This is a genomic window from Terrabacter sp. NPDC000476 (assembly GCF_040300125.1).
Classification (GTDB): domain Bacteria; phylum Actinomycetota; class Actinomycetes; order Actinomycetales; family Dermatophilaceae; genus Terrabacter.
The window spans coordinates 2034189-2054706 of record NZ_JBEPDF010000001.1 but is presented as its reverse complement, the minus strand read 5'-3'; the positions used below and the strand labels follow the sequence as shown (position 1 = coordinate 2054706).

The following is a 20518-nucleotide window of genomic DNA, read 5'->3' as shown; positions in this document are numbered from 1 at the left end:
CGGGCCCGGCCCGGCGGCATGCTGCTGTCCGGACCCGGCCGGGTCGGCCGTCCCCTCAGCCGGGCCCCTCAGCCGGACCCCTCACCCGCCGGACCCTCAACCGGCGCGCGTGGTGCCGCCCGCGCCGCCCAGCTCGGCCCAGACGATCTTGCCGCCGGGGAGGGGGCTCGAGCCCCAGTGGCGCGAGAGCGCCGCGACGATGCCGACACCACGGCCGTCGACGGCCTCGACGTCGGCGTCGCGACGCGAGAGGGGGAGCTCGCTCGCGTCCTCGACGCCGATGCGCAGGCCGCCCCGGCGCTGGTCGACGACCGCCCGGAACGGCGAGTGCGCGTGGCGCAGGGCGTTCGTGGCCAGCTCGGAGACGATGAGGGCGGCGTCGGCGGTGAGCTCGTCGTGACCCCAGGCCCGCAGCACGTCGACGACGAAGTGGCGCGCGGCCGGCACCGACTCGGGGGCGGGGACGTAGACCCGCGAGCAGGCGTGCCCCGGTCCGTCACCCGTGCGGTCGTCACCGACGGTCGCACCGGTGACGGAACCGGCGCGCGCTCCGCCGCCGGGGGTGGCGGAGCGGTGGGCCGGCGGCAGCAGGTCGGTGTGCAGGTCGCAGATGCGGCGCACGTCGACGAGCGCGGCCTGCTCGAAGCTGTCGGTGGGGTAGGAGCAGAGCAGTGCGAAGTCGTGCTGCCGGAGCAGCTCGTTCCAGTGCAGCTCGAGCTCGATGGCGGCCTCGACCTCGCCGAGCGCCCACAGGAGGGCGACCATCTCGCCGAAGATGCGCACCGGCCGGCCACCGGCCCCGGCGCGGTCGAGCGCCTCGCTGACGAGCGGCGTGAGTCGAGCCAGGTCGAGGTGGCCGTCGACGAAGAAGCGCCGCAGCGTGTTCTCGGCGTCGAGCACGAGGAAGCGCCCCGACACGGTCTCGGCGTGCGGGTCGTGGCCCAAGGCCCGCAGCCGCGCGTCGACGGCCGTGCGGTGCGGCTCGGTCGCGACGACGATGACGCACTCGTCGGCGGCCCAGCCCGCCGCGACGAAACTCGCGACCGCGTCGATTCCGTCGGTGTCGAGTGCATAGAAGGTCACTGCATGGCCCCGTCGCCACGGGGTCACGCCGCCAGGCGACATGCCGACCATGCTACGCCGGTCCGCCCACGCGTGGCGGAGCGGAACTGCGCCCCGTCCGCACGGGTTCGGTCAGGGTGCGCCCGCGGTGGGTCGAGCGAGGCGGGCGTCCGCCCTGGTCAGGGGGTGGCCGCGGGGAGGGGCGCGGCCGGCGACGCGGGCGCGACGGCGGACCAGGCCACCGTCAGCTCGCCCACGCGCCACCGGGACGGCCCGTCGAGCAGCGGCCACGAGCGCGCGACCTCGGCGGCGGCCGCGAGGAAGCGCTGCCGGGCGCCCCAGGAGGCCTGCGCGGCGCTCCTGGCCCAGGCCCGGTCGAGGTCGGCGAGGAACGCGTGGACGGGCTCACCGGGCACGTTGCGGTGGATGAGGGCCTTGGGCAGGCGCTCGGCGACGTCGGAGGGCCGCTCGAGCCCCCGGAGCCGGAGCGAGACGGTCAGGCTGACCGGGCCCGCGGCCTCGACGGCGACCCACGCGGCGCGCCGGCCGATCTCGTCGCACGTGCCGTCGACGAGCAGCCCGTCGGGTGCGAGCCGCTCCTGCACCCGCTGCCAGGCTTGCGGCACCTCGTGCTCGGCGTACTGGCGCAGCACGTTGAAGGCCCGCACGACGGTCGGGCGGGCACCGTCGTCGAGGGGCACCTCGAAGCCGCCGAGCCGGAAGGTCAGGCCCTCGCGCTCGAGCGCCCGACCGGCGGCCACCCGCTCGGGATCGATCTCGATGCCGACGACCTGCACGTCGGCGCGCACCGGCCGGAGCCGGTCGTGCAGCTCGACGGCCGTCACCGGCGAGGCGCCGTAGCCGAGGTCGACGACGACGGGCGGGGTCGGGCTGTGGCGCAGGCGCCAGCCCTGGGGCCCGGCGATCCACCGGTCGCAGCGGCGCAGGCGGTTCGGGTTCGTCGTGCCGCGCGTGATGGTGCCGACGGGGCGCTGGCGGGGAGGCACGGTCGCAGGCTACGCGGGCCCGGCCGTTCGAGGTATTCCACGGTCACCGGCGACCGTGGAATACCTCGAACCGGCCGTGTGGTTGAGTCGAGGAGCAGCCGCAGACGGGCGGCGGACGAGGTGGGAGCAGGGATGCCGGTGGCGCAGGACCCCAGGCGGGTGGCCATGATCAGCGTGCACACCTCCCCGCTCGAGCAGCCCGGCACCGGCGACGCCGGAGGCATGAACGTCTACGTCGCCGAGACCGCCAGGGAGCTGGCCGCGCGCGGCGTCGAGGTCGACATCTTCACCCGCCGCACCTCGAGCGAGACCCCGGTCGAGGCCGACCTGGTGCCCGGCGTGCGGGTGCGCCACGTGACGGCCGGCCCGTACGAAGGCTTGGCCAAGGAGGACCTCCCGGGCCAGCTCTGCGCGTTCTCCGCCGGCATCATGCAGGCGGGGCTGTCGGTGCCCGAGGACCACTACGACCTCGTGCACTCCCACTACTGGCTCTCGGGACAGGTCGGCTGGCTCGCCGCGGACCGCTGGCGCGTGGCCCTCGTGCACACGATGCACACGATGGCGCGGGTCAAGAACCGTCACCTCGCGAGCGGCGACGCCCCCGAGCCCCGCGGCCGCGAGATCGGCGAGGTGCAGGTCGTCGAGGCGGCCGACCGGCTCATCGCCAACACCGACGACGAGGCGCGCGAGCTCATCGAGCTCTACGACGCCCCGCCGAGCACGGTCTCGGTGGTCCCGCCCGGCGTAGACCTGTCGACCTTCACCCCGGGCGACCGGGGTGCGGCCCGGCGCGAGCTCGGGCTCGCGCCCGGCGGTGAGGTGCTGCTCTTCGTCGGCCGCATCCAGCCGCTCAAGGCGCCCGACGTGCTGCTCCGGGTGGCGGCCGAGCTGCTCGTGCGCGACCCCGCCCGCCGCGACCGGCTCACGGTGGCGGTCGTCGGCGGCCCGAGCGGCAGCGGCCTCAGCCGACCGCACGAGCTCGAGGAGCTGGCGCGGACGCTGGGCATCGAGGACGTCGTCCGCTTCGTGCGGCCGGTCGACCGGGCCCGGCTCGCCCAGTGGTACCGCGCGGCCGACCTCGTGCTCGTGCCGAGCCACTCCGAGTCGTTCGGCCTCGTCGCGGTCGAGGCGCAGGCCTGCGGCACCCCGGTCGTCGCGGCGCGGGTCGGGGGACTGCCGACCGCGGTCGGCGACGCCGGCGTGCTCGTCGACGGGCACGCGACCGCCGACTGGGCCACGGCCGTCGACGGCCTGCTCCGGGACGCGCCGCGCCGGCTCGAGCTCGGCGCGGCCGCCGTCGCCCACGCGGCCCGCTTCGGCTGGGGCGCCACGACCGACCGGCTGCTCACCGTCTACCGTCAGGCCATGCGCGAGCGAGCGAACGGCACCGCCGAACCACCCGTCGACGAGCCCCTCGCGCTCACCGGCGTGCCGACGGCGGTCATCCCGTGAGCGCGTCGGCGACGGCGGAGGGCAGCAGCCCCGCGGCGGACGCGGCGGCCCGCCTGACGGCATACCTCGGCTCGGTGGGGCTGGAGTGGGAGCTCGGCGGCCGGCCGGGGGAGTTCGTCGTGACGCTGCCCGGCGAGAAGAAGCTGAAGACCGTCGTATCGGTGCTCGTGCGCGACCGGACGACGAGCCTCAGCGCGTTCGTCATCCGCAACCCCGACGAGAACCACGAGGCCTTCTACCGCACGCTGCTGCGCAAGAACCTCCGGCTGCAGGGCGTCGGCTACGCCATCGACGGCGACGGTGACGTCTACCTGCGCGGCGAGGTGCCCACCGTCGCGGTCGAGGCCGACCACCTCGACCAGCTCTTCGGCATCGTCCTCTCGGCGAGCGACGACGTCTTCAACGAGCTGCTCGCGCTCGGCTTCCTCGGCTCGATGCGCAAGGAGTGGGCCTGGCGGGTCTCGCGCGGGGAGTCGACGCGCAACCTCGACGCCTTCCGTCACCTGCTGGACGACGCTGCCGACGGCTGAGGGGCGCTCGCTAGGCTGGCGGGCATGACCTACACGCTCGTCCTCGTCCGCCACGGCGAAAGCGACTGGAACGCCAAGAACCTCTTCACCGGCTGGGTCGACGTCGACCTCACCGACAAGGGCCGCGCCGAGGGTGTGCGCGCCGGTCAGCAGCTGAAGGACGCCGGCATCCTGCCCGACATCGTGCACACCTCGCTGCTGCGCCGGGCGATCACGACCGCGAACCTCTCCCTCGACGCCGCCGACCGGCACTGGATCCCGGTCAAGCGCGACTGGCGGCTCAACGAGCGCCACTACGGCGCGCTGCAGGGCAAGGACAAGAAGCAGACGCTCGAGCAGTTCGGCGAGGAGCAGTTCATGCTGTGGCGCCGGTCCTACGACGTTCCGCCGCCGCCCATCGAGGCCGACGACGAGTTCTCGCAGCACGGCGACCCGCGGTATGCCGGTCTCGGCGACGCGATGCCGGCCACCGAGTGCCTCAAGGACGTCGTCACGCGTCTGATGCCCTACTGGGAGAACGAAATCCAGACCGACCTCGCCGACGGCCTGACCGTCATGGTCGCCGCGCACGGCAACTCGCTGCGCGCCCTCGTCAAGACGCTCGACGGCATCTCCGACGACGACATCGCGGGGCTCAACATCCCGACCGGCATGCCGCTCGTCTACGAGCTCGACGCCTCGTTCAAGCCCGTCACCCCGGGTGGGCGCTACCTCGACCCCGAGGCCGCCCGTGCCGCGGCCCAGGCCGTCGCCAACCAGGGCCGCTGACCGGCCCGCAGCACCGTCGAAAGGCCACTTCTCGCAGGTGGCCGAACGTCGAAAGGCCACTTCTCGTCGCGAGAAGTGGCCTTTCGATGTGTCCCGACCCGCAAAGAGTGGCCTCTCGACGGTTGGGGGAGGGGGCGTCAGGCGGGGGTGCCGCGCTCGATCTGGGTCATGACGTCGGCGTCCTCGTCCTCCTCGTGGTCGAAGCTGACGTCGGAGTCGTACTCGCCGGTGACGAGGTAGACGACGCGGCGGGCGACCGACACGGCGTGGTCGGCGAAGCGCTCGTAGTAGCGCCCGACGAGCGTGAGGTCGAGGATCGAGCTGCGCGACCAGCTCGTGTTCTCGTCGAGCAGCGCGGCGAAGAGCTCGCGGTGCAGGTCGTCCATCGCGTCGTCGTCCTTCTCGAGCGCGATGGCCGCGGCGACGTCCTTGCTCGCGATGATCGAGCCGCACTTGGCGACGATGGCCTCGGCCACCTGGCCCATCTGGAGGATGTGCGCGCGCAGCTCGGGCGGCACGGCCGAGTCGGGCGTGCGCAGCCGGGCAACCTTGGCGACGTGACGGGCGAGGTCGCCCATCCGCTCGAGGTCCGAGCTCATGTGCATGGCCGTGACGACGATGCGCAGGTCGGTCGCGACGGGCTGCTGGCGGGCGAGCAGGTCGATCGAGAGCTCGTCGAGCTCGACGCGGATGTCGTCGAGCTTGCGGTCGGCCTCGATGACCGACTCGGCGAGGTGCACGTCGGCGTCGAGGAGCGCGATCGTGGCGCGCGAGATGGCCGACCCGGCGAGGCGGGTCAGCTCGACGAGCTGGTCCGAGATCTTGTCGAGGTCCTCGTGGAACTGGTCGCGCATGGTCTTCCTGTCGGTCGCGGTCGGGCCGGGCTGCGGGACAGCCTGCCACCCGCACGGCGAGCGTGGCTGCGATCGCGCGCGGACGGCATCCGTCGTGGGGCATGCGCCCCGGTGCTGCGAGCAGGCTCGCAGGGGATCGTGAATGGGTGGGGGCGCTCAGGTGAACAGTCGGTTCGCGCCGCGCACGGCGCGCCCCGGCATGGTCCGAGCGTGCCCGCGCCATGCGTACGCTGAGTGACGTGGACCCGACGACCGCGGCAACGCTCGGTGGCATCGCCGGCCTCGCCCTCGGTGGTGTGGCGATGGTCGCCGTGCGCCTCTCCGACCGCTCGACCGCGGCCGAGGCGCCCACGCCGCCCGCCCCGCCGCTGCCTCCAGGCGTCGGCGAGGTCATCGCCGTGCTGCGCTCGAGCGGCATCCTCGTCGACTCCTCCGACCGCGTCGTCAACAACTCCCCGGCCGCCGTCGCCCACGGGCTCGTGCGGGGCCAGGAGCTGGTGCACCCCGAGCTGCTGCACCTCGCCCGCTCGGTGCGGCGCGACGGCGTCATCCGGGAGGCCGAGCTGACCCTGCAGAAGGGCATCGGCGCGGGACGCCTCGTCGTCGCGGCGCGCGTGGCGCCGCTCGGCGCCGACCACGTGCTGCTGCTCGTCGAGGACCGGTCCAAGGCCGCCCGCGTGGAGGAGATCCGCCGCGACTTCCTCGCCAACGTCAGCCACGAGCTCAAGACCCCGGTGGGCGGCATCTCGCTGCTCGCCGAGGCCATCGTCGACGCGCACGACGACCCGGAGGCGGTGGCGCGGTTCGCCCGGCGGATCAGCGTCGAGTCGACCCGGCTGACGCGCCTCGTCAAGGAGATCGTCGAGCTCTCGCGGCTCCAGGGCGCCGACGTCGTCAAGGATCCCACCCTCATCGACGTCGGGGCCTGCGCGCACGACGCGGTGGAGCGGAGCCGGTTGCTCGCCGACGAGCACCGCATCGAGCTCGTCACCGCCGTCGAGGAGGGCTGCGAGGTGTGGGGCGACGCCGAGCTCGTCACGACCGCCATCAGCAACCTCGTCGGCAACGCCATCGCCTACTCGGAGTCCGACACCCGCGTCGGCGTCACGGTGCGGCGCGGGCGGCCCGGCCTCGTCGACGTCTCGGTCACCGACCAGGGGCTCGGCATCGCACCCGACGAGCAGGAGCGCATCTTCGAGCGGTTCTACCGCGTCGACTCCGCGCGCTCGCGCGCCACCGGCGGCACCGGCCTCGGCCTCGCGATCGTCAAGCACGTCGCCGACAACCACGGCGGGCACGTCTCGGTGTGGTCGGAGCAGGGGCGCGGGTCGACCTTCACGATCGAGCTGCCCGCCGCCAACGCCTCCGCGGCGATCGAGCCCGCCCGGCCCGCCGGGCCCGCCGGGCGCCACCGGCCCGCCGGGCGCGCCGAACCCGCCGAACCCGCCCGGCCCACCGACCCGGCCCAGCCCACCGAACCCGCCGGCACCCGGCCGTGACCCACCGCGACCCGAACCGTCCGAGCACACCACCGCACGCTGCGCTGCCCGACCGAGAGGCCTGACTTGAGCCGCATCCTGATCGTCGAGGACGAGGTGTCGTTCTCCGACCCGCTGTCCTACCTGCTGAAGAAGGAGGGCTACGACGTCGCCGTGGCCGAGACGGGCCCCGACGGCCTGGCCGAGTTCGACAAGAACGGCGCCGACCTCGTGCTCCTCGACCTCATGCTCCCCGGTCTCTCGGGGGTCGACGTGTGCCGTGCCCTGCGGCAGCGCTCGTCGGTGCCGGTCATCATGCTGACCGCCAAGGACAGCGAGATCGACAAGGTCGTCGGCCTCGAGATCGGCGCCGACGACTACGTGACGAAGCCCTACTCGAGCCGCGAGCTGCTCGCCCGGGTCAAGGCCGTGCTGCGCCGCCTCGCGGAGCCCGAGGACCTGCTGCCGTCGACGCTCGAGGCCGGCCCGGTGCGCATGGACGTCGAGCGCCACACGGTGAGCGTGCAGGGCCGCTCGGCCTCGTTGCCGCTCAAGGAGTTCGAGCTGCTCGAGATGCTGCTGCGCAACTCGGGCCGGGTGCTGACGCGGATGCAGCTCATCGACCGGGTGTGGGGCAGCGACTACGTCGGCGACACCAAGACCCTCGACGTCCACATCAAGCGCCTGAGGGCCAAGATCGAGCCCGACCCCGCCAACCCGGTGCACATCGTCACGGTGCGTGGCCTCGGCTACAAGTTCGAGGCCGCCTGACGCACGACGGCCGGCCCACCGTGTGGTGGGCCGGCCGTCGGTGCGTGGAGCGGCGTGGGCTCAGCTGCCCGTGGGCGCCGGCGTCACGGTGGAGTAGAAGTCGGTGGCCGGCAGCAGCGGCACCTGCGCGACGGCCGTGCCGCCGGTGTTCGAGATGACCGTCACCGGCACGAGCGCGCCCGGCTTGCCCTTGACGTCGCTGAGCTGAAGGCCCTTGTCGGCCAGGTTGACCTGCTGGCGCGGCGACAGCTCCACCTCGGAGCCGCTCGGCGGCGTCGTGGCGTTCGGGTCGCCCTGCGGGGCGATCTGCACGGTCATCGACTCGTTGCCGAGGTTGACCGCCGACCCGCTGATCATCGCGGTGCCGTTGCCGTCGCCGACGAGGACGAGGTCGCGCAGGGCGAGGTTGCCGACGTCGACGGGCACGCCGTCGGCCGGGACGTAGGCCACGTCGGTCTGGACGGGGGAGTTGACCTGGCAGCCGGCCGTGACGACGGCGAGGGCGACGCCAGCGAGGACCGCCGGGACCCGACGGCGGGACGGTCGGCGCGGGGTCAGGGCGGGGATTCGACGCTTCACGGGCGACAGCCTACCGGCGGGCGGCCGCGCCCACCTGCGCACCCGCCGTGCGCCTGCCGCGCGCCCGCTCCCGCAGCCGCCCGCGCACCCGCCCGAAAGGCTCGCGCGGGCCCCCGCGGGCACGCCGGCAGGGGTGCGCGCAGCACGCCGACGGCGGATCTGTCAAGACGGCAAATCCGGCGTCCTCGACGGCCGCACCGGCTCTGACCTGCGCAGATGCCGGATCCTGAGATCGCGATGTGCACGTTCTCGTGATAATCTGGAGGTCGCGAAAGGGGAAAACAGCACATGGTTTTCAAGGTCGGCGAGACGGTCGTGTACCCCCACCACGGGGCTGCACTGATCGAAGAGATCAACATACGCACGATCAAGGGAGAGGACAAGCTCTACCTCAAGCTGAAGGTCGCCCAGGGTGACCTGACCATCGAGGTGCCCGCCGAGAACTGCGACCTCGTGGGTGTCCGCGACGTCGTCGGGCAGGAAGGCCTCGACCGCGTCTTCGAGGTCCTTCGCACGCCGCACACCGAGGAGCCGACCAACTGGTCGCGTCGCTACAAGGCGAACCTCGAGAAGCTCGCGTCGGGCGACGTCATCAAGGTCGCCGAGGTCGTGCGCGACCTGTGGCGTCGTGACCAGGACCGCGGCCTGTCAGCCGGCGAGAAGCGCATGCTCGCCAAGGCCCGTCAGATCCTCGTCTCCGAGCTCGCGCTCGCGGAGAAGACCGACGAGGAGAAGGCCGAGACGATCCTCGACGAGGTCCTCGCGTCCTGATTCGAGCGGGATCCTGAACAACGAGACCGGAGCCGGTCGCGTCGGCGTCATCGTCGTCGCGGCCGGCTCCGGTTCGCGTCTGGGCGCCTCCGTGCCCAAGGCGTTCGTGCCCCTCGCCGGGGTGCCCCTGCTGGGGCACGCCCTGCGGGGGGCGCTGTCGTGCGCGGCCGTCGCCGAGGCGGTCGTCGTCGCGCCCGCCGCCCACCGTGCCGAGGCGCAGACCCTCGCCGAGCAGGTATGCCGTGAGCTCGGGTCGGACGTGCCGGTGACCGTCGTCGTCGGCGGGGCCGAACGCGGCGACTCCGTGGCCGCGGGGCTCGCCGAGCTGGGCGAGGCCGTCGAGGTCGTGCTCGTGCACGACGCCGCGCGCTGCCTGACCCCGGTCGCGGTCTTCGACCGGGTCGTCGCGGCCGTGGCCGCGGGAGCGGGCGCCGTCGTGCCCGGCACCGTCGTCGTCGACACGGTCAAGCAGGTCGACGAGCAGGGGCTCGTCGTGGCGACCCCCGACCGGGCCACGCTGCGCGCGGTTCAGACGCCTCAGGGCTTCCGGCGCGACCTGCTCGAGCGGGCGCACGCCGTCTCGAGCGACGCCACCGACGACGCGGGGCTCGTCGAGCGCCTCGGCGAGCGGGTCCTCGTCGTCGACGGCGACCCGCGGGCCCTCAAGGTGACGACCCCGGCCGACCTCGAGGCGGCCGCCCGCCTCCTCGCCACCTGACGCCCCTCCCTCCGCCTCCCTCCCTCCGCGAGTCGATGTGTTCGCCGGTCACGGGTGACCGGCGAATACATCGAACGGGGGGAGTGCCTATCCTCGGCAGCGTGAGCGACGACAGCACCCAGCAGACCCAACCCCTCGCCCTCGTCACCGGTGGCGGCACCGGGATCGGGGCGGCCGTCGCGCGGCGGCTCGCGGCCGACGGCTTCGAGGTCGTCGTGGCCGGCCGGCGCCGCGAGAAGCTCGACGAGGTCGTCGCGAGCGTCATCGACGCCGGGGGCAGCGCCCGCGCCGTGGTCATGGACGTGACCGACCCGGCATCCGTGCTCGGGGCCGTCGCGACGCTGGGACGGTGCGACGTCGTCGTCAACAACGCGGGTGGGGCGCTCGGGGTGAGCCGCGTCGAGGACGGCGACCCCGAGGAGTGGGAGCGCATGTACGCCACGAACGTCGTCGGCACGATGCGGGTCACCCAGGCGGTGCTGCCGCTGCTGCGCGACTCGGCGCGGGCGACCATCGTCGACATCAGCTCCATCGCGGGCGAGCGGGTCTACGAGGGCGGCGCCGGCTACGTCGCGGCCAAGCACGGCACGTCGGTCGTCTCGGAGACGCTGCGCCTCGAGCTCAACGGCGAGAACATCCGCGTCGTCGACCTCCGGCCCGGCATGGTGCGCACCGAGGAGTTCTCGCTCACCCGCCTGCACGGCGACCGCGCCGCCGCCGACAAGGTCTACGACGGGGTCGACCGGCCGCTCGTGGCCGACGACGTCGCGGCCTGCGTCGGCTTCGTCGTGGGGCTGCCGCAGCACGTCAACATCGACACCCTGGTGGTCAAGCCGGTGGCCCAGGCCGCCCCGCACAAGATCCACCGCGGCCCCATCGACTGGAAGGACGCCCGGTGACGCTCCTGCCGCTCGTCGGCGTCGGCGTGGACGTGCACGCGTACGCCCCCGAGGGGTCCGAGCGCGAGCTGTGGGTGGCCGGGCTGCACTGGCCGGGGGAGCGCGGCCTCGACGGGCACTCGGACGCCGACGTCGCCGCGCACGCCGCCTGCGACGCGATCTTCTCCGCGGCGGGCATCGGCGACCTCGGCGCGCACTTCGGCACGTCGCGCCCCGAGCTGGCCGGCGCCTCCGGCGTCACCCTGCTCGCCGAGGCCGCGCGGCTCGTGCGCGAGGCCGGCTTCGAGATCGGCAACATCGCCGTCCAGGTCGTCGGCAACCGGCCCAAGGTGGGCACCCGGCGCGCCGAGGCGCAGGCCGCGCTCGGCGACGCCGCCGGTGCGCCCGTGTCGGTGAGCGGCACGACGACCGACGGGCTCGGCCTCACCGGCCGTGGCGAGGGCGTCGCGGCCATCGCGACCGCCCTCGTGGTGCCCGTTCCGCGCTGAGTCCGGCGATCCGGCCCGGGTCCCGCGACAGGTCGGGGGACCGAACCCGCGCCCTGCGGCCGAACCCGCATCGCGCGGCCGGGCACCACGCGCCGGCCCGCTCGTTGCGTCCGCGCGCCCGGGACGTTTGGGTAGGTCATGGAAGGCCCGCACGGGCCGTACGTCCGCACGATCCACAGGAGTAGTCATGCCGCAGACCGTCAAGGGTGTCATCAGCCGCAGCAAGGGAGCCGACGTCGAGGTCGTCGACGTCGTCGTGCCCGACCCGGGGCCCGGCGAGGCGGTGGTCAAGATCGAGACCTGCGGCGTGTGCCACACCGACCTGCACTACCGCGAGGGCGGCATCAACGACGACTACCCGTTCCTGCTCGGCCACGAGGCGGCCGGCTACGTCGAGGCCGTCGGCGAGGGCGTCACCGACGTGGCTCCGGGCGACTTCGTCATCCTCAACTGGCGCGCCGTGTGCGGGCAGTGCCGCGCCTGCGCCAAGGGTCAGCCGTGGTACTGCTTCGCCACCCACAACGCCACGCAGAAGATGACGCTGACCGACGGCACCGAGCTGACGCCGGCCCTCGGCATCGGCGCCTTCATCGAGAAGACCCTGGTGGCCTCCGGCCAGTGCACCAAGGTGCCCGAGGCCGACGCCGCCGCGGTCGGCCTGCTCGGCTGCGGGGTGATGGCCGGCTTCGGCGCGGCCGTCAACACCGGTGGCGTCACCCGCGGCGACTCGGTCGCCGTCATCGGCTGCGGCGGCGTCGGCAACGCGGCCATCGCCGGTGCCCAGGTCGCCGGGGCCACGACGATCATCGCGGTCGACGTCAGCGACGCGAAGCTCGAGCAGGCCCGGCACTTCGGCGCGACGCACACCGTCAACAGCAAGGAGACCGACGCCGTCGAGGCGATCCGCGAGCTGACCGGCGGCAACGGCGCCGACGTCGTCGTCGAGGCGGTCGGCCGTCCGGAGACCTACGAGCAGGCGTTCTACGCGCGCGACCTCGCGGGCACCGTCGTCCTCGTCGGCGTGCCGACCCCCGACCAGCAGGTGACGCTGCCGATGATCGACATCTTCGGCCGGGGCGGGTCGCTGAAGTCGAGCTGGTACGGCGACTGCCTGCCGAGCCGCGACTTCCCGATGCTCGTCGAGCTCTACAAGCAGGGCCGCTTCGACCTCGACGCCTTCGTCAGCGAGCGGATCGGCCTCGGCGACATCGAGGCGGCGTTCGAGAAGATGCACGCCGGCACGGTGCTGCGCTCGGTGGTCGAGCTGTGACGGCCGCGGGCCGCTACGACCGGGTCGCGCCCTCGCCGGGCGGGGTCCGCATCGACCACACGACGACCTCCGGCACCTTCAGCCTCGACGGCGGCACGTGGGACGTCGAGAACAACGTCTGGGTGGTCGGCGACGACTCCACGTGCGTCGTCGTCGACGCCCCGCACGACGCCGCACCGATCCTCGAGCTCGTCGGAGACCGTCGGCTGACGCACGTGCTGCTGACGCACGCGCACGACGACCACGTCACCGTGGTGCCCGAGCTGCTCGCGGCGCACCCGGGCGCCGCGGTCGCGCTCCACCCCGCCGACCGGGAGCTGTGGGACCGCACGCACCCCGACCTCGCCCCGACGCAGGACCTCGCCGACGGCGACGTCGTGCAGGTCGGCGACGTCGAGCTGACCGTGCTGCACACCCCGGGCCACGCCCCCGGCGCGTGCTGCTTCCACGCGCGCGACCTCGGGGTCGTCCTCACGGGCGACACGCTCTTCCAGGGCGGGCCGGGCGCCACCGGGCGCTCGTTCTCCGACTTCCCGACGATCGTCGAGTCGATCCGCGAGAAGCTGCTCACCCTGCCGCCGGAGACGACGGTGCTCACCGGGCACGGCGACGCGACGACGATCGGCGCCGAGAAGCCCGACGTCGAGGAGTGGATCCGCCGGGGCCACTGACGCGCGGTCCGCGCCACACGGCATACGCGAGGGGCGTGTGCCGTGTGGCCGTGCCGGGCCCGACCCGCGGGCTCAGGTGCGGGGCGCGTCGCGCAGCAGGCTGATCTTCTGCCAGATCTTGCGGCTCATGCCGGTCGTGAGGTTCTCGATCTCGCTCACCGTGTCGAGCACGAGCGCGTCGGTGGACTCCTCGGCGCAGAGGGCCGCCGCCTTGGAGGTCAGCGAGAGCAGCTCGGAGCAGTAGTCGAGGTAGAGCGCGTAGTCGCGCACCGACATCGTGCGCGGGCTCACGACCTCGTCGCCCGCGACCGTGGCCGGGCGCGGGTCGGGCAGCAGGGCCGCGGGGTCCTTGCTCATCTGGTGCATGTCGATGATGTGGGCGAGCGAGCGCAGGTGGTGCAGCCGCCGGATGAGGTCGTTGCGCACGACCCGGTCGGCGAGCGAGAGCAGGAACCAGATCGCGATGCCTGCGAAGACGAGGTCGTTGATGAGGCTCTCGACGACCGGCAGCCACTCGAAGGCCGCGATCGACCCGGCCCGGTCGACGGCGTCGCGCACGGCGATGCCGACCGCGAGCACCGACACCGCGAGCACGACGACGATGAGGGCCCGCGAGGTCCAGAGGAGACCCGCGCGGCGGGCCGGCGCCCGGCGGCGCCGGTCGAGGAGCGAGTCGACGACCCGGCCGAGCTCCTCCGTGGCCGCGCGCAGGCCCGGGTGGCGGGGGAGGTAGCCGTCGATGCGCTCGCCGAGGTAGGCGATGACCGCGCGCACCTCGTGGCCATCGAGTCGCTCGTAGCTCGTGAGCCGCGGTTGCGCCATGGGGGGAGCGTAGCCGCGGGGCCGGCGGGGGAGGGGTGATCACGGGCGGCCCGGACGGCACACGGGCCCGGGGGAGCGGCCCGTGCGCGCGTGGTCGGGCGCCGGCCGACGCGCCGATAGACTGCGGCGGGTGAGCCTACGACTGTTCGACACCGCGACCCGGGAGCTGCGCGACTTCACGCCGCGCGAGGCGGGCAAGGTCGGCATGTACATCTGTGGCCTCACGACGCAGGGCGCCCCCCACATCGGGCACATCCGTTTCGCCGTCGCCTTCGACGTGCTGCGCCGCTGGCTCGAGACCGGCCACGGCTACGACGTGACGCTCGTGCGCAACGTCACCGACATCGACGACAAGGTGCTGCGCAAGGCCGCCGAGTCGGGCGAGGCGTGGTTCGCCCTGACCTACCGCAACGAGCGGCTCACCGCCGCCGCCCTCGACGCGCTGGGCGTCGTGCCCGCGACGTACGAGCCGCGCGCGACGGGCCACGTGCCCGACATGGTGACCCTGATGGAGACGCTCGTCGAGAAGGGCCACGCGTATGCCGCCCCCGACGGCAGCGGCGACGTCTACTTCGACGTGCGCTCCTGGCCGGAGTACGGCTCCCTGACGGGGCAGTCGATCGAGGACATGGCGAGCGCCGACGACGCCGACCCGCGCGGCAAGCGCGACCCCCGCGACTTCGCGCTGTGGAAGGGCCGCAAGGCCGACGAGCCCGAGAGCGCCTCGTGGCCGACGCCGTTCGGCGCGGGACGCCCCGGCTGGCACCTCGAGTGCTCGGCGATGGCCCGGCGCTGGCTCGGCGACGAGTTCGACATCCACGGCGGCGGCATCGACCTGCGCTTCCCGCACCACGAGAACGAGCAGGCGCAGTCGCGCGCGGCCGGCCTCGGCTTCGCCCGCTACTGGCTCCACAACGCGTGGGTGACGGTCAAGGGCCAGAAGATGGGCAAGTCGCTCGGCAACGCCCTCGAGGTCGCGCACCTGCTCGAGGTGACGCGCCCGATCGTGCTGCGCTACTACCTCACGGCCGCGCACTACCGCTCGACGATCGAGTACCACGAGGGCTCGCTCGAGGAGGCCGCCGGCGCCGTCGAGCGCATCGAGGGCTTCCTGGAGCGCGCGGCCCGTCGCGGCGCCGTCGTGCCGGTGGACGCGGGGCAGCTGCCCGCCGCGTTCGTCGAGTCGATGGACGACGACCTCGGCGTCAGCGGGGCGCTCGCGGTCGTGCACGACACCGTGCGCGCCGGTAACAGCGCCCTCGACGAGGACGACGACGAGGCCGCGCTCGCCGCCGCCGGCGCCGTCGTGGCCATGACCGACGTGCTCGGCATCAACCCGCTCGCCGCCCACTGGGGCAGCGGCGGGAGCCGCGAGGACGCCGCGGCCGAGCTCGCCCTCGAGGCGCTCGTGCGGGCACAGCTCGACGCGCGCCAGGCCGCGCGGCAGGAGCGCGACTTCGCGCGCGCCGACGAGATCCGCGACGCCCTGACCGCCGTCGGCATCGAGATCACCGACACGCCCTCCGGCGCCCAGTGGACGCTGGCCCGGCCCGCGCGACCCGACGGGCCGGGCCACCCCACCCCCAGCAGCGACACCCACGCCACCACCGTGCCGGCCCCCGCGGCCGAGAAGGACCAGGGCTGACATGCCAGGCAACTCCCAGCGCCGCGGCGCGATCCGCAAGAACGCCAAGGGCGCGACCGTCGGCTCCGGCGGCCAGCGCCGTCGCGGCCTCGAGGGCAAGGGCCCGACGCCCAAGGCCGCCGACCGCGAGTACCACCCCGCGCACAAGCGGGCCAAGGCGGCGGCCAAGCGCTCGGGGTCCTCGGCCGGCGGCCGCGGTCCGTCGCGCTCGTCGTCACGCTCGAAGGCCTCGAGCGAGATGGTCTACGGCCGCAACTCGGTCGTCGAGGCCCTGCGCGCCGACGTGCCGGTGGCGACGATGTACGTCGCGACCCGCATCGACACCGACGACCGCGTGCGCGAGGCGCTGAAGATGGCGACCGAGCGCGGCCTCGCGATCCTCGAGACCCCGCGCGGTGAGCTCGACCGCCTCACCGACGGTGGCGTGCACCAGGGCCTCGCGCTGCAGGTGCCGCCCTACGACTACGCGCACCCGAGCGACCTCGTCGACCCCGAGATGCCCGGCATCCCGCTCGTCGTCGCGCTCGACGGCATCACCGACCCGCGCAACCTCGGCGCCATCGTGCGCTCCGTCGCCGCCTTCGGCGGTCACGGGGTCGTCGTGCCCGAGCGTCGCTCCGTCGGCATGACGGCCTCGGCGTGGAAGACCTCCGCCGGCGCGGCCGCCCGCATCCCCGTGGCGCGCGCGAGCAACCTCACCCGCGCGCTCGAGGAGTTCAAGAAGGCCGGCTTCTTCATCCTGGGCCTCGACATGGAGGGCGACGTCGAGCTGCCCGACCTCGCCCTCGCGACGGAGCCACTCGTCATCGTCACCGGCTCGGAGGGCAAGGGCCTCTCCCGCCTCGTGCGCGAGACGTGCGACCAGATCGTGTCCATCCCGATGAGCTCGGCCGTCGAGTCGCTGAACGCCGGCCTCGCGACCGGCGTCACCCTCTACGAGATCGCCCGCCAGCGCCGCCGCTGACGCGCCCGAGCAGGTATGCCGTGGGGCCGCGCCCCACGGCACACCGTCCTCCTCGCGTGGTCGGCAGGAGCGGGTCCGGACCGGGGCTCGCGCGGGCCCGCGGCGGGTCGGGAACTCTGCGACCCGCCCCGACGCTGGTCAGAGGGTGCTCGGTAGAGTGCCGAGCAGGACGCACTACGGCACGTCGTAGGCGCTGACGGGCTGCGACGGGCAGCCGGACCGAGCGAAGGACTGGATTCGTGGCGAAGAGCAACCGGGCCGAGACGGCCGCCCGAGCGGCGAAGCTGCGGGCCCAGGAGGCCCGCAAGGAGCGCCAGCGCAAGCAGGTCATCGCGGCCGTCGTGGCGGTGGTCATCGTCATCGCCGCCGTCGTCATCGGCGTCGTCGTCTCGAACCAGCCCAAGCCCGTGCCGGCGGCCACCGGGGGCGCAGCCGCGCTCGCGACCCTCGAGAAGCTGCCGGCGTCGGTCTTCGACAGCGCACCCGCGCCCTCGCCGCAGCAAGCCCCGGCCAAGCTCGCCGGCGGCACGGCCCTCACCGAGAACGGCAAGCCGAAGGTGCTCTACATCGGCGCGGAGTACTGCCCGTTCTGCGCCATGGAGCGCTGGGCGCTCATCGGGGCGCTGTCGCGGTTCGGCACCTTCACCGGCGTCGGCCAGACGACGAGCTCGAGCACCGACGTGCACCCCGACACCCCGACGTTCTCGTTCAAGGGCTCGACGTACACCAGCGACGTCGTCGCGTTCCAGGCCGTCGAGACCCAGGACCGCGAGGGCAAGCCGCTCGAGACGCTCGACGGCGAGAACCTCGCGCTCTTCCAGAAGTTCAACCCCGGCGGCGGCATCCCGTGGATCACCTACGGCGGCACGCACGCCACCGACGGCGCCACGGTCGACGCGAACGCCTTCGAGGGCAAGAGCTACGACCAGATCATCGCCGGCATCAAGGACCCCACCTCCGACATCGGCAAGACGGTGACGCCGGCGATCAACGTCATCACCGCGCAGATCTGCGCGCAGACCGACAACAAGCCGGCGAACGTCTGCACGAGCCAGGGCGTCTCCGCGGCATCCGTGCTGCTCAAGCGGTGAACTCGTGAGCCCGCTGCGCGACGACGTCGAGGTGACCAGCGCCGGCCCGGGGGCGGGCCCGCGGGAGCGGCCGGGGTGGCTCGCGCCCGTCTCCGCCGGGCTCTCGGTCGTGGGACTGCTCGTCTCGGCGTACCTGACCTTCGAGCACTTCACGGCCAACGCGACCCTCGCCTGCAGCATCGGCGGGGTCGTCGACTGCGCCAAGGTGACGACGAGCGCGTGGAGCACCTTCCTCGGCGTCCCGGTCGCGCTGCTCGGCCTCGTCTTCTTCGTCGGGTCGCTCGCCCTTACCGCGCCGGCCGCGTGGCGCCGCCCCGAGCGGTGGCTCGACGCCGCCCGCCTCGGCTGGCTCACGGTCGGGCTCGCCATGGTGCTCTACCTCGTGTGGGCCGAGCTCTACCGGATCAACGCGATCTGCCTCTGGTGCACCGCCGTGCACGTCGTGACGTTCCTGCTGTGGATCGTCGTGCTCTTCGGCCAGATCCTCTCCGGCCCCGCCGACGAGGACGCCGCGCAAGCCTGAGCGCCTCCTGCGCCGCCCCTGCCGGAGCTTCGGTTCGAGGTGTGCCGTCGCGCCGGGCCGCGAGCAACCACCTCGACCCAGCGCACCTCGCGGCGGCGCGCGGTCAGTCGAAGCGGCTGATGACCGGCATCTCCTCGGTGTCGACGCCGAGGACGGCCTTCTCCTCGGGCTTGGCCGGCAGGACGGTCGCGACGTAGTCGCGCAGGGCGTCCTCGATCGGGGTGTCGTGGCCGGCGCGCTCGCTCATGTACCACCGGTGCTCGAGCACCTCGTGGAAGATCTCGGCCGGCTCGAGCCGGCCGGTGAGGTTGCGGGGGACGGCCCGCACGACCGGCTCGTAGATCTTCGCCAGCCAGTCGTGGGCGACGATCTCCTCGTCGTCGTTCTGCCGGTCGGTCGCGGCGACGTAGGCGTCGAGGTCGTTGAGCAGACGTCGGGCCTGGTTCTCGCCGACGTCGAGGCCGGTGAGGCGCAGCAGGCGACGTGAGTGGTGGCCGGCGTCGACGACCTTCGGCGTGATGACGATCTCGGTGCCGCCGATGTCGGTCGTGATCGACAGCTCGTCGACGTCGAAGCCGAGCTCGTTGAGCCGCCGGATCCGCTCGTCGACGCGCCACCGGTCGCCGAGCTCGAAGCGCTCCGTGCCGGTGAGGGCGTCCCAGAGCGTGTGGTAGCGCTCGATGATCGAGGCCGACACCTCGAACGGGTCGGCGTGCTCCTCGAGGAACCCGCCGGCCGCGAGGTCCATCAGCTCGCCGGCGATGTTGACGCGCGCGATGTCGAGGTCGTGCTCGCGCTGCCCGTCGGAGAGGCGGGCGTGCAGCTCACCGGTCTCGGCGTCGACGAGGTAGGCGGCGAAGGCGCCGGCGTCGCGCCGGAAGAGGGTGTTCGACAGCGACACGTCGCCCCACCAGAACCCCTCGAGGTGCAGGCGCACGAGCAGCAGCGCCAGGGCGTCCATGAGGCGCACGGCGGTGTCGGGACGCAGGTTCTGGCTGTAGAGCGCGCGGTAGGGCAGCGAGAACTGCAGGTGCCGGGTGATGAGGCACGCGTCGAGCGGTTCGCCGTCGAGGGTCGTGCGGCCGTGCACGACGCCGAAGGGCTCGACGCTCGGCACGTCGAGCCGGCGCAGGTTGCGCAGCATCGCGTACTCGCGGTCGGCGATGTCGTCCTTGATCTCCTTGACCGCGAGCACGCGCGGGCCGAGCTTGACGAAGCGCACGACGTGCCGCGAGATGCCGCGGGGGAGCGCCGCGAGGTAGCTCTCGGGCCACTCCTCGAGCGGCGTCGACCAGGGCAGGTCGAGCAGGGCGGACTCGGAGGTGGCGGTGGTGATCTCGAGCGTCACGGGCTCATCGTGGCACGCGAGCGCGACAGGCGTCGATCGGCCCACACGGCGCACGACGCCAGGGCGATGAAGAGCACGGCGATGACGGCGCAGTTGAGCAGGGCCGCGCCGAGGCCGATCGTGGCCACGTCGAGGAACGGGTAGGGGTACCAGTCGACGAGCGGGCCGAGCGCCAGGGTCGCGACGAGCCAGGCGATCGGCCACGCCAGCGCCGGGAGCACGTCGTCGCGGGCCACGCGGTCGCGCGGCCCGAAGGCGAGCCACCCGACGAGGGTGAGGACCGGCACGACGATGTGCAGCAGCCGGTCGCAGAGCAGGTTGAGCGGCGAGTAGAGGGGCGACGGCGGCAGCGCGACGGCCGCCACGACCCCCGTGACCGTGATGCCGACGAGCGAGGCGAGGCGCAGGGCCCGGAAGAGGCGGGTGCCCGTGCGCTCGCGCAGGACGAGCCACATCGACACGGCGACGAGCAGGTTCGACTGGATCGTGAAGTAGCAGAAGAAGCGCCGCACGCGCTCGACCGTCGCGACCTGCGCCCCCGCGTCGGAGAGGACGGTCTGCCCGGCGACGATGAGCACGAGCTGGAGCACGAGGGCGACGCTCGCGACGGCGAACGTCGCCGTGTGCCAAGAGCGCCCGAGGGTCGACCGGTTCACAGTCGCGAGCCTAGGTGCGGGATCGACGGCGCGCCAGAGGCGCTCGCGTCCACGCGGGTGACCGACCGCCGCGGGCCGACCCCGTGCGGTAACACGAGCGGGAACACGAGCGGGCCGGCACCCTCGCAGGGTGCCGGCCCGACCGCATACG

At 73.4% G+C, this 20518-nt stretch carries 22 protein-coding genes; 15 read left to right on the top strand and 7 right to left on the bottom strand.

Features of this window, described 5'->3' with window-relative positions; all coding sequences use genetic code 11:
- Window positions 1-96: 96 nt before the first annotated feature.
- Together ABT295_RS09655 and ABT295_RS09650 are read right to left on the bottom strand one after the other, a co-directional pair.
- Window positions 97-1083 (bottom strand): MEDS domain-containing protein, encoded by a 987-nt coding sequence (locus ABT295_RS09655; RefSeq protein ID WP_352394137.1) that lies wholly within the window; start codon window positions 1081-1083, stop codon window positions 97-99.
- A gap of 158 nt (window positions 1084-1241) precedes the next feature.
- Window positions 1242-2069, bottom strand: a complete 828-nt coding sequence (locus tag ABT295_RS09650) for a class I SAM-dependent methyltransferase (protein ID WP_352394136.1) — start codon at window positions 2067-2069, stop codon at window positions 1242-1244.
- Window positions 2070-2234: 165 nt separating this feature from the next.
- Here ABT295_RS09650 and mshA point away from each other — a divergent pair, with 165 nt between their 5' ends.
- Genes mshA through ABT295_RS09635 form a run of 3 tightly spaced genes read left to right on the top strand, consistent with a single transcriptional unit; the run spans window position 2235 to window position 4819 of the window.
- A complete protein-coding gene (gene mshA / locus ABT295_RS09645) occupies window positions 2235-3521 on the top strand; it encodes a D-inositol-3-phosphate glycosyltransferase (RefSeq protein ID WP_352394135.1) in 1287 nt (428 codons plus the stop codon).
- Window positions 3518-4051 (top strand): type III secretion system chaperone family protein, encoded by a 534-nt coding sequence (locus ABT295_RS09640; protein ID WP_352394134.1) that lies wholly within the window; start codon window positions 3518-3520, stop codon window positions 4049-4051. The genes mshA and ABT295_RS09640 overlap by 4 nt, the downstream gene beginning before the upstream one ends.
- Before the next feature lie 24 nt (window positions 4052-4075).
- The gene (locus ABT295_RS09635) at window positions 4076-4819 is read left to right on the top strand and encodes a phosphoglyceromutase (protein ID WP_352394133.1); all 744 of its coding nucleotides are present in this window, start codon (window positions 4076-4078) and stop codon (window positions 4817-4819) included.
- Between the two features lie 137 nt (window positions 4820-4956).
- Here ABT295_RS09635 and phoU read toward each other — a convergent pair whose 3' ends face one another.
- Window positions 4957-5673 carry a phosphate signaling complex protein PhoU gene (gene phoU, locus ABT295_RS09630; protein WP_352394132.1) on the bottom strand — a complete coding sequence of 239 codons (717 nt, stop codon included), beginning with the start codon at window positions 5671-5673 and terminating at the stop codon, window positions 4957-4959.
- A gap of 239 nt (window positions 5674-5912) precedes the next feature.
- Here phoU and ABT295_RS09625 point away from each other — a divergent pair, with 239 nt between their 5' ends.
- Window positions 5913-7172 carry a sensor histidine kinase gene (locus ABT295_RS09625; protein WP_352394131.1) on the top strand — a complete coding sequence of 420 codons (1260 nt, stop codon included), beginning with the start codon at window positions 5913-5915 and terminating at the stop codon, window positions 7170-7172.
- A 66-nt stretch (window positions 7173-7238) separates the two neighbouring features.
- Window positions 7239-7922 carry a response regulator transcription factor gene (locus ABT295_RS09620; RefSeq protein WP_345506307.1) on the top strand — a complete coding sequence of 228 codons (684 nt, stop codon included), beginning with the start codon at window positions 7239-7241 and terminating at the stop codon, window positions 7920-7922.
- Window positions 7923-7982: 60 nt separating this feature from the next.
- Here ABT295_RS09620 and ABT295_RS09615 read toward each other — a convergent pair whose 3' ends face one another.
- The gene (locus ABT295_RS09615; protein WP_352394130.1) at window positions 7983-8501 is read right to left on the bottom strand and encodes a hypothetical protein; all 519 of its coding nucleotides are present in this window, start codon (window positions 8499-8501) and stop codon (window positions 7983-7985) included.
- A 288-nt stretch (window positions 8502-8789) separates the two neighbouring features.
- On the opposite strand from ABT295_RS09615, the gene ABT295_RS09610 reads away from it, so the two are divergent.
- The 6 genes from ABT295_RS09610 to ABT295_RS09585 all read left to right on the top strand — a co-directional run bounded on the left by ABT295_RS09610 (window position 8790) and on the right by ABT295_RS09585 (window position 13318).
- Window positions 8790-9272 carry a CarD family transcriptional regulator gene (locus ABT295_RS09610; protein WP_352394129.1) on the top strand — a complete coding sequence of 161 codons (483 nt, stop codon included), beginning with the start codon at window positions 8790-8792 and terminating at the stop codon, window positions 9270-9272.
- Between the two features lie 91 nt (window positions 9273-9363).
- Window positions 9364-9990, top strand: coding sequence for a 2-C-methyl-D-erythritol 4-phosphate cytidylyltransferase (gene ispD, locus ABT295_RS09605; protein WP_502991087.1), 627 nt, complete (start codon window positions 9364-9366; stop codon window positions 9988-9990).
- A 101-nt stretch (window positions 9991-10091) separates the two neighbouring features.
- Window positions 10092-10889 (top strand): SDR family oxidoreductase, encoded by a 798-nt coding sequence (locus ABT295_RS09600; RefSeq protein WP_352394128.1) that lies wholly within the window; start codon window positions 10092-10094, stop codon window positions 10887-10889.
- Window positions 10886-11377, top strand: coding sequence for a 2-C-methyl-D-erythritol 2,4-cyclodiphosphate synthase (gene ispF, locus ABT295_RS09595; RefSeq protein ID WP_352394127.1), 492 nt, complete (start codon window positions 10886-10888; stop codon window positions 11375-11377). The genes ABT295_RS09600 and ispF overlap by 4 nt, the downstream gene beginning before the upstream one ends.
- Before the next feature lie 187 nt (window positions 11378-11564).
- Window positions 11565-12647 carry an S-(hydroxymethyl)mycothiol dehydrogenase gene (locus ABT295_RS09590; RefSeq protein WP_352394126.1) on the top strand — a complete coding sequence of 361 codons (1083 nt, stop codon included), beginning with the start codon at window positions 11565-11567 and terminating at the stop codon, window positions 12645-12647.
- Entirely contained in the window at window positions 12644-13318 is a 675-nt protein-coding gene (locus ABT295_RS09585) for an MBL fold metallo-hydrolase (RefSeq protein WP_352394125.1), read from the top strand. Before ABT295_RS09590 ends, ABT295_RS09585 begins: the two co-directional genes overlap by 4 nt.
- A gap of 72 nt (window positions 13319-13390) precedes the next feature.
- On the opposite strand, the gene ABT295_RS09580 is transcribed toward ABT295_RS09585, so the two are convergent.
- A complete protein-coding gene (locus ABT295_RS09580; protein WP_352394124.1) occupies window positions 13391-14140 on the bottom strand; it encodes a hypothetical protein in 750 nt (249 codons plus the stop codon).
- A gap of 130 nt (window positions 14141-14270) precedes the next feature.
- On the opposite strand from ABT295_RS09580, the gene cysS reads away from it, so the two are divergent.
- The 4 genes from cysS (at window position 14271) to ABT295_RS09560 (ending at window position 18363) form a co-directional block, all read left to right on the top strand.
- On the top strand, window positions 14271-15785 hold the full coding sequence (gene cysS / locus ABT295_RS09575; RefSeq protein ID WP_352394123.1) for a cysteine--tRNA ligase: 1515 nt from the start codon (window positions 14271-14273) through the stop codon (window positions 15783-15785).
- A gap of 1 nt (window position 15786) precedes the next feature.
- Complete coding sequence (gene rlmB, locus ABT295_RS09570; protein ID WP_352394122.1) at window positions 15787-16749, top strand: 23S rRNA (guanosine(2251)-2'-O)-methyltransferase RlmB; 963 nt, start codon at window positions 15787-15789, stop codon at window positions 16747-16749.
- A 239-nt stretch (window positions 16750-16988) separates the two neighbouring features.
- Window positions 16989-17840, top strand: coding sequence for a DUF929 family protein (locus ABT295_RS09565; RefSeq protein WP_352394121.1), 852 nt, complete (start codon window positions 16989-16991; stop codon window positions 17838-17840).
- 4 nt (window positions 17841-17844) lie between these two features.
- A complete protein-coding gene (locus ABT295_RS09560) occupies window positions 17845-18363 on the top strand; it encodes a vitamin K epoxide reductase family protein (RefSeq protein WP_352394120.1) in 519 nt (172 codons plus the stop codon).
- A 103-nt stretch (window positions 18364-18466) separates the two neighbouring features.
- Here ABT295_RS09560 and ABT295_RS09555 read toward each other — a convergent pair whose 3' ends face one another.
- Window positions 18467-19711 (bottom strand): DUF4032 domain-containing protein, encoded by a 1245-nt coding sequence (locus ABT295_RS09555; protein ID WP_352394119.1) that lies wholly within the window; start codon window positions 19709-19711, stop codon window positions 18467-18469.
- Window positions 19708-20367, bottom strand: a complete 660-nt coding sequence (locus ABT295_RS09550) for a Pr6Pr family membrane protein (protein ID WP_352394118.1) — start codon at window positions 20365-20367, stop codon at window positions 19708-19710. Before ABT295_RS09550 ends, ABT295_RS09555 begins: the two co-directional genes overlap by 4 nt.
- Window positions 20368-20518: the final 151 nt, after the last annotated feature.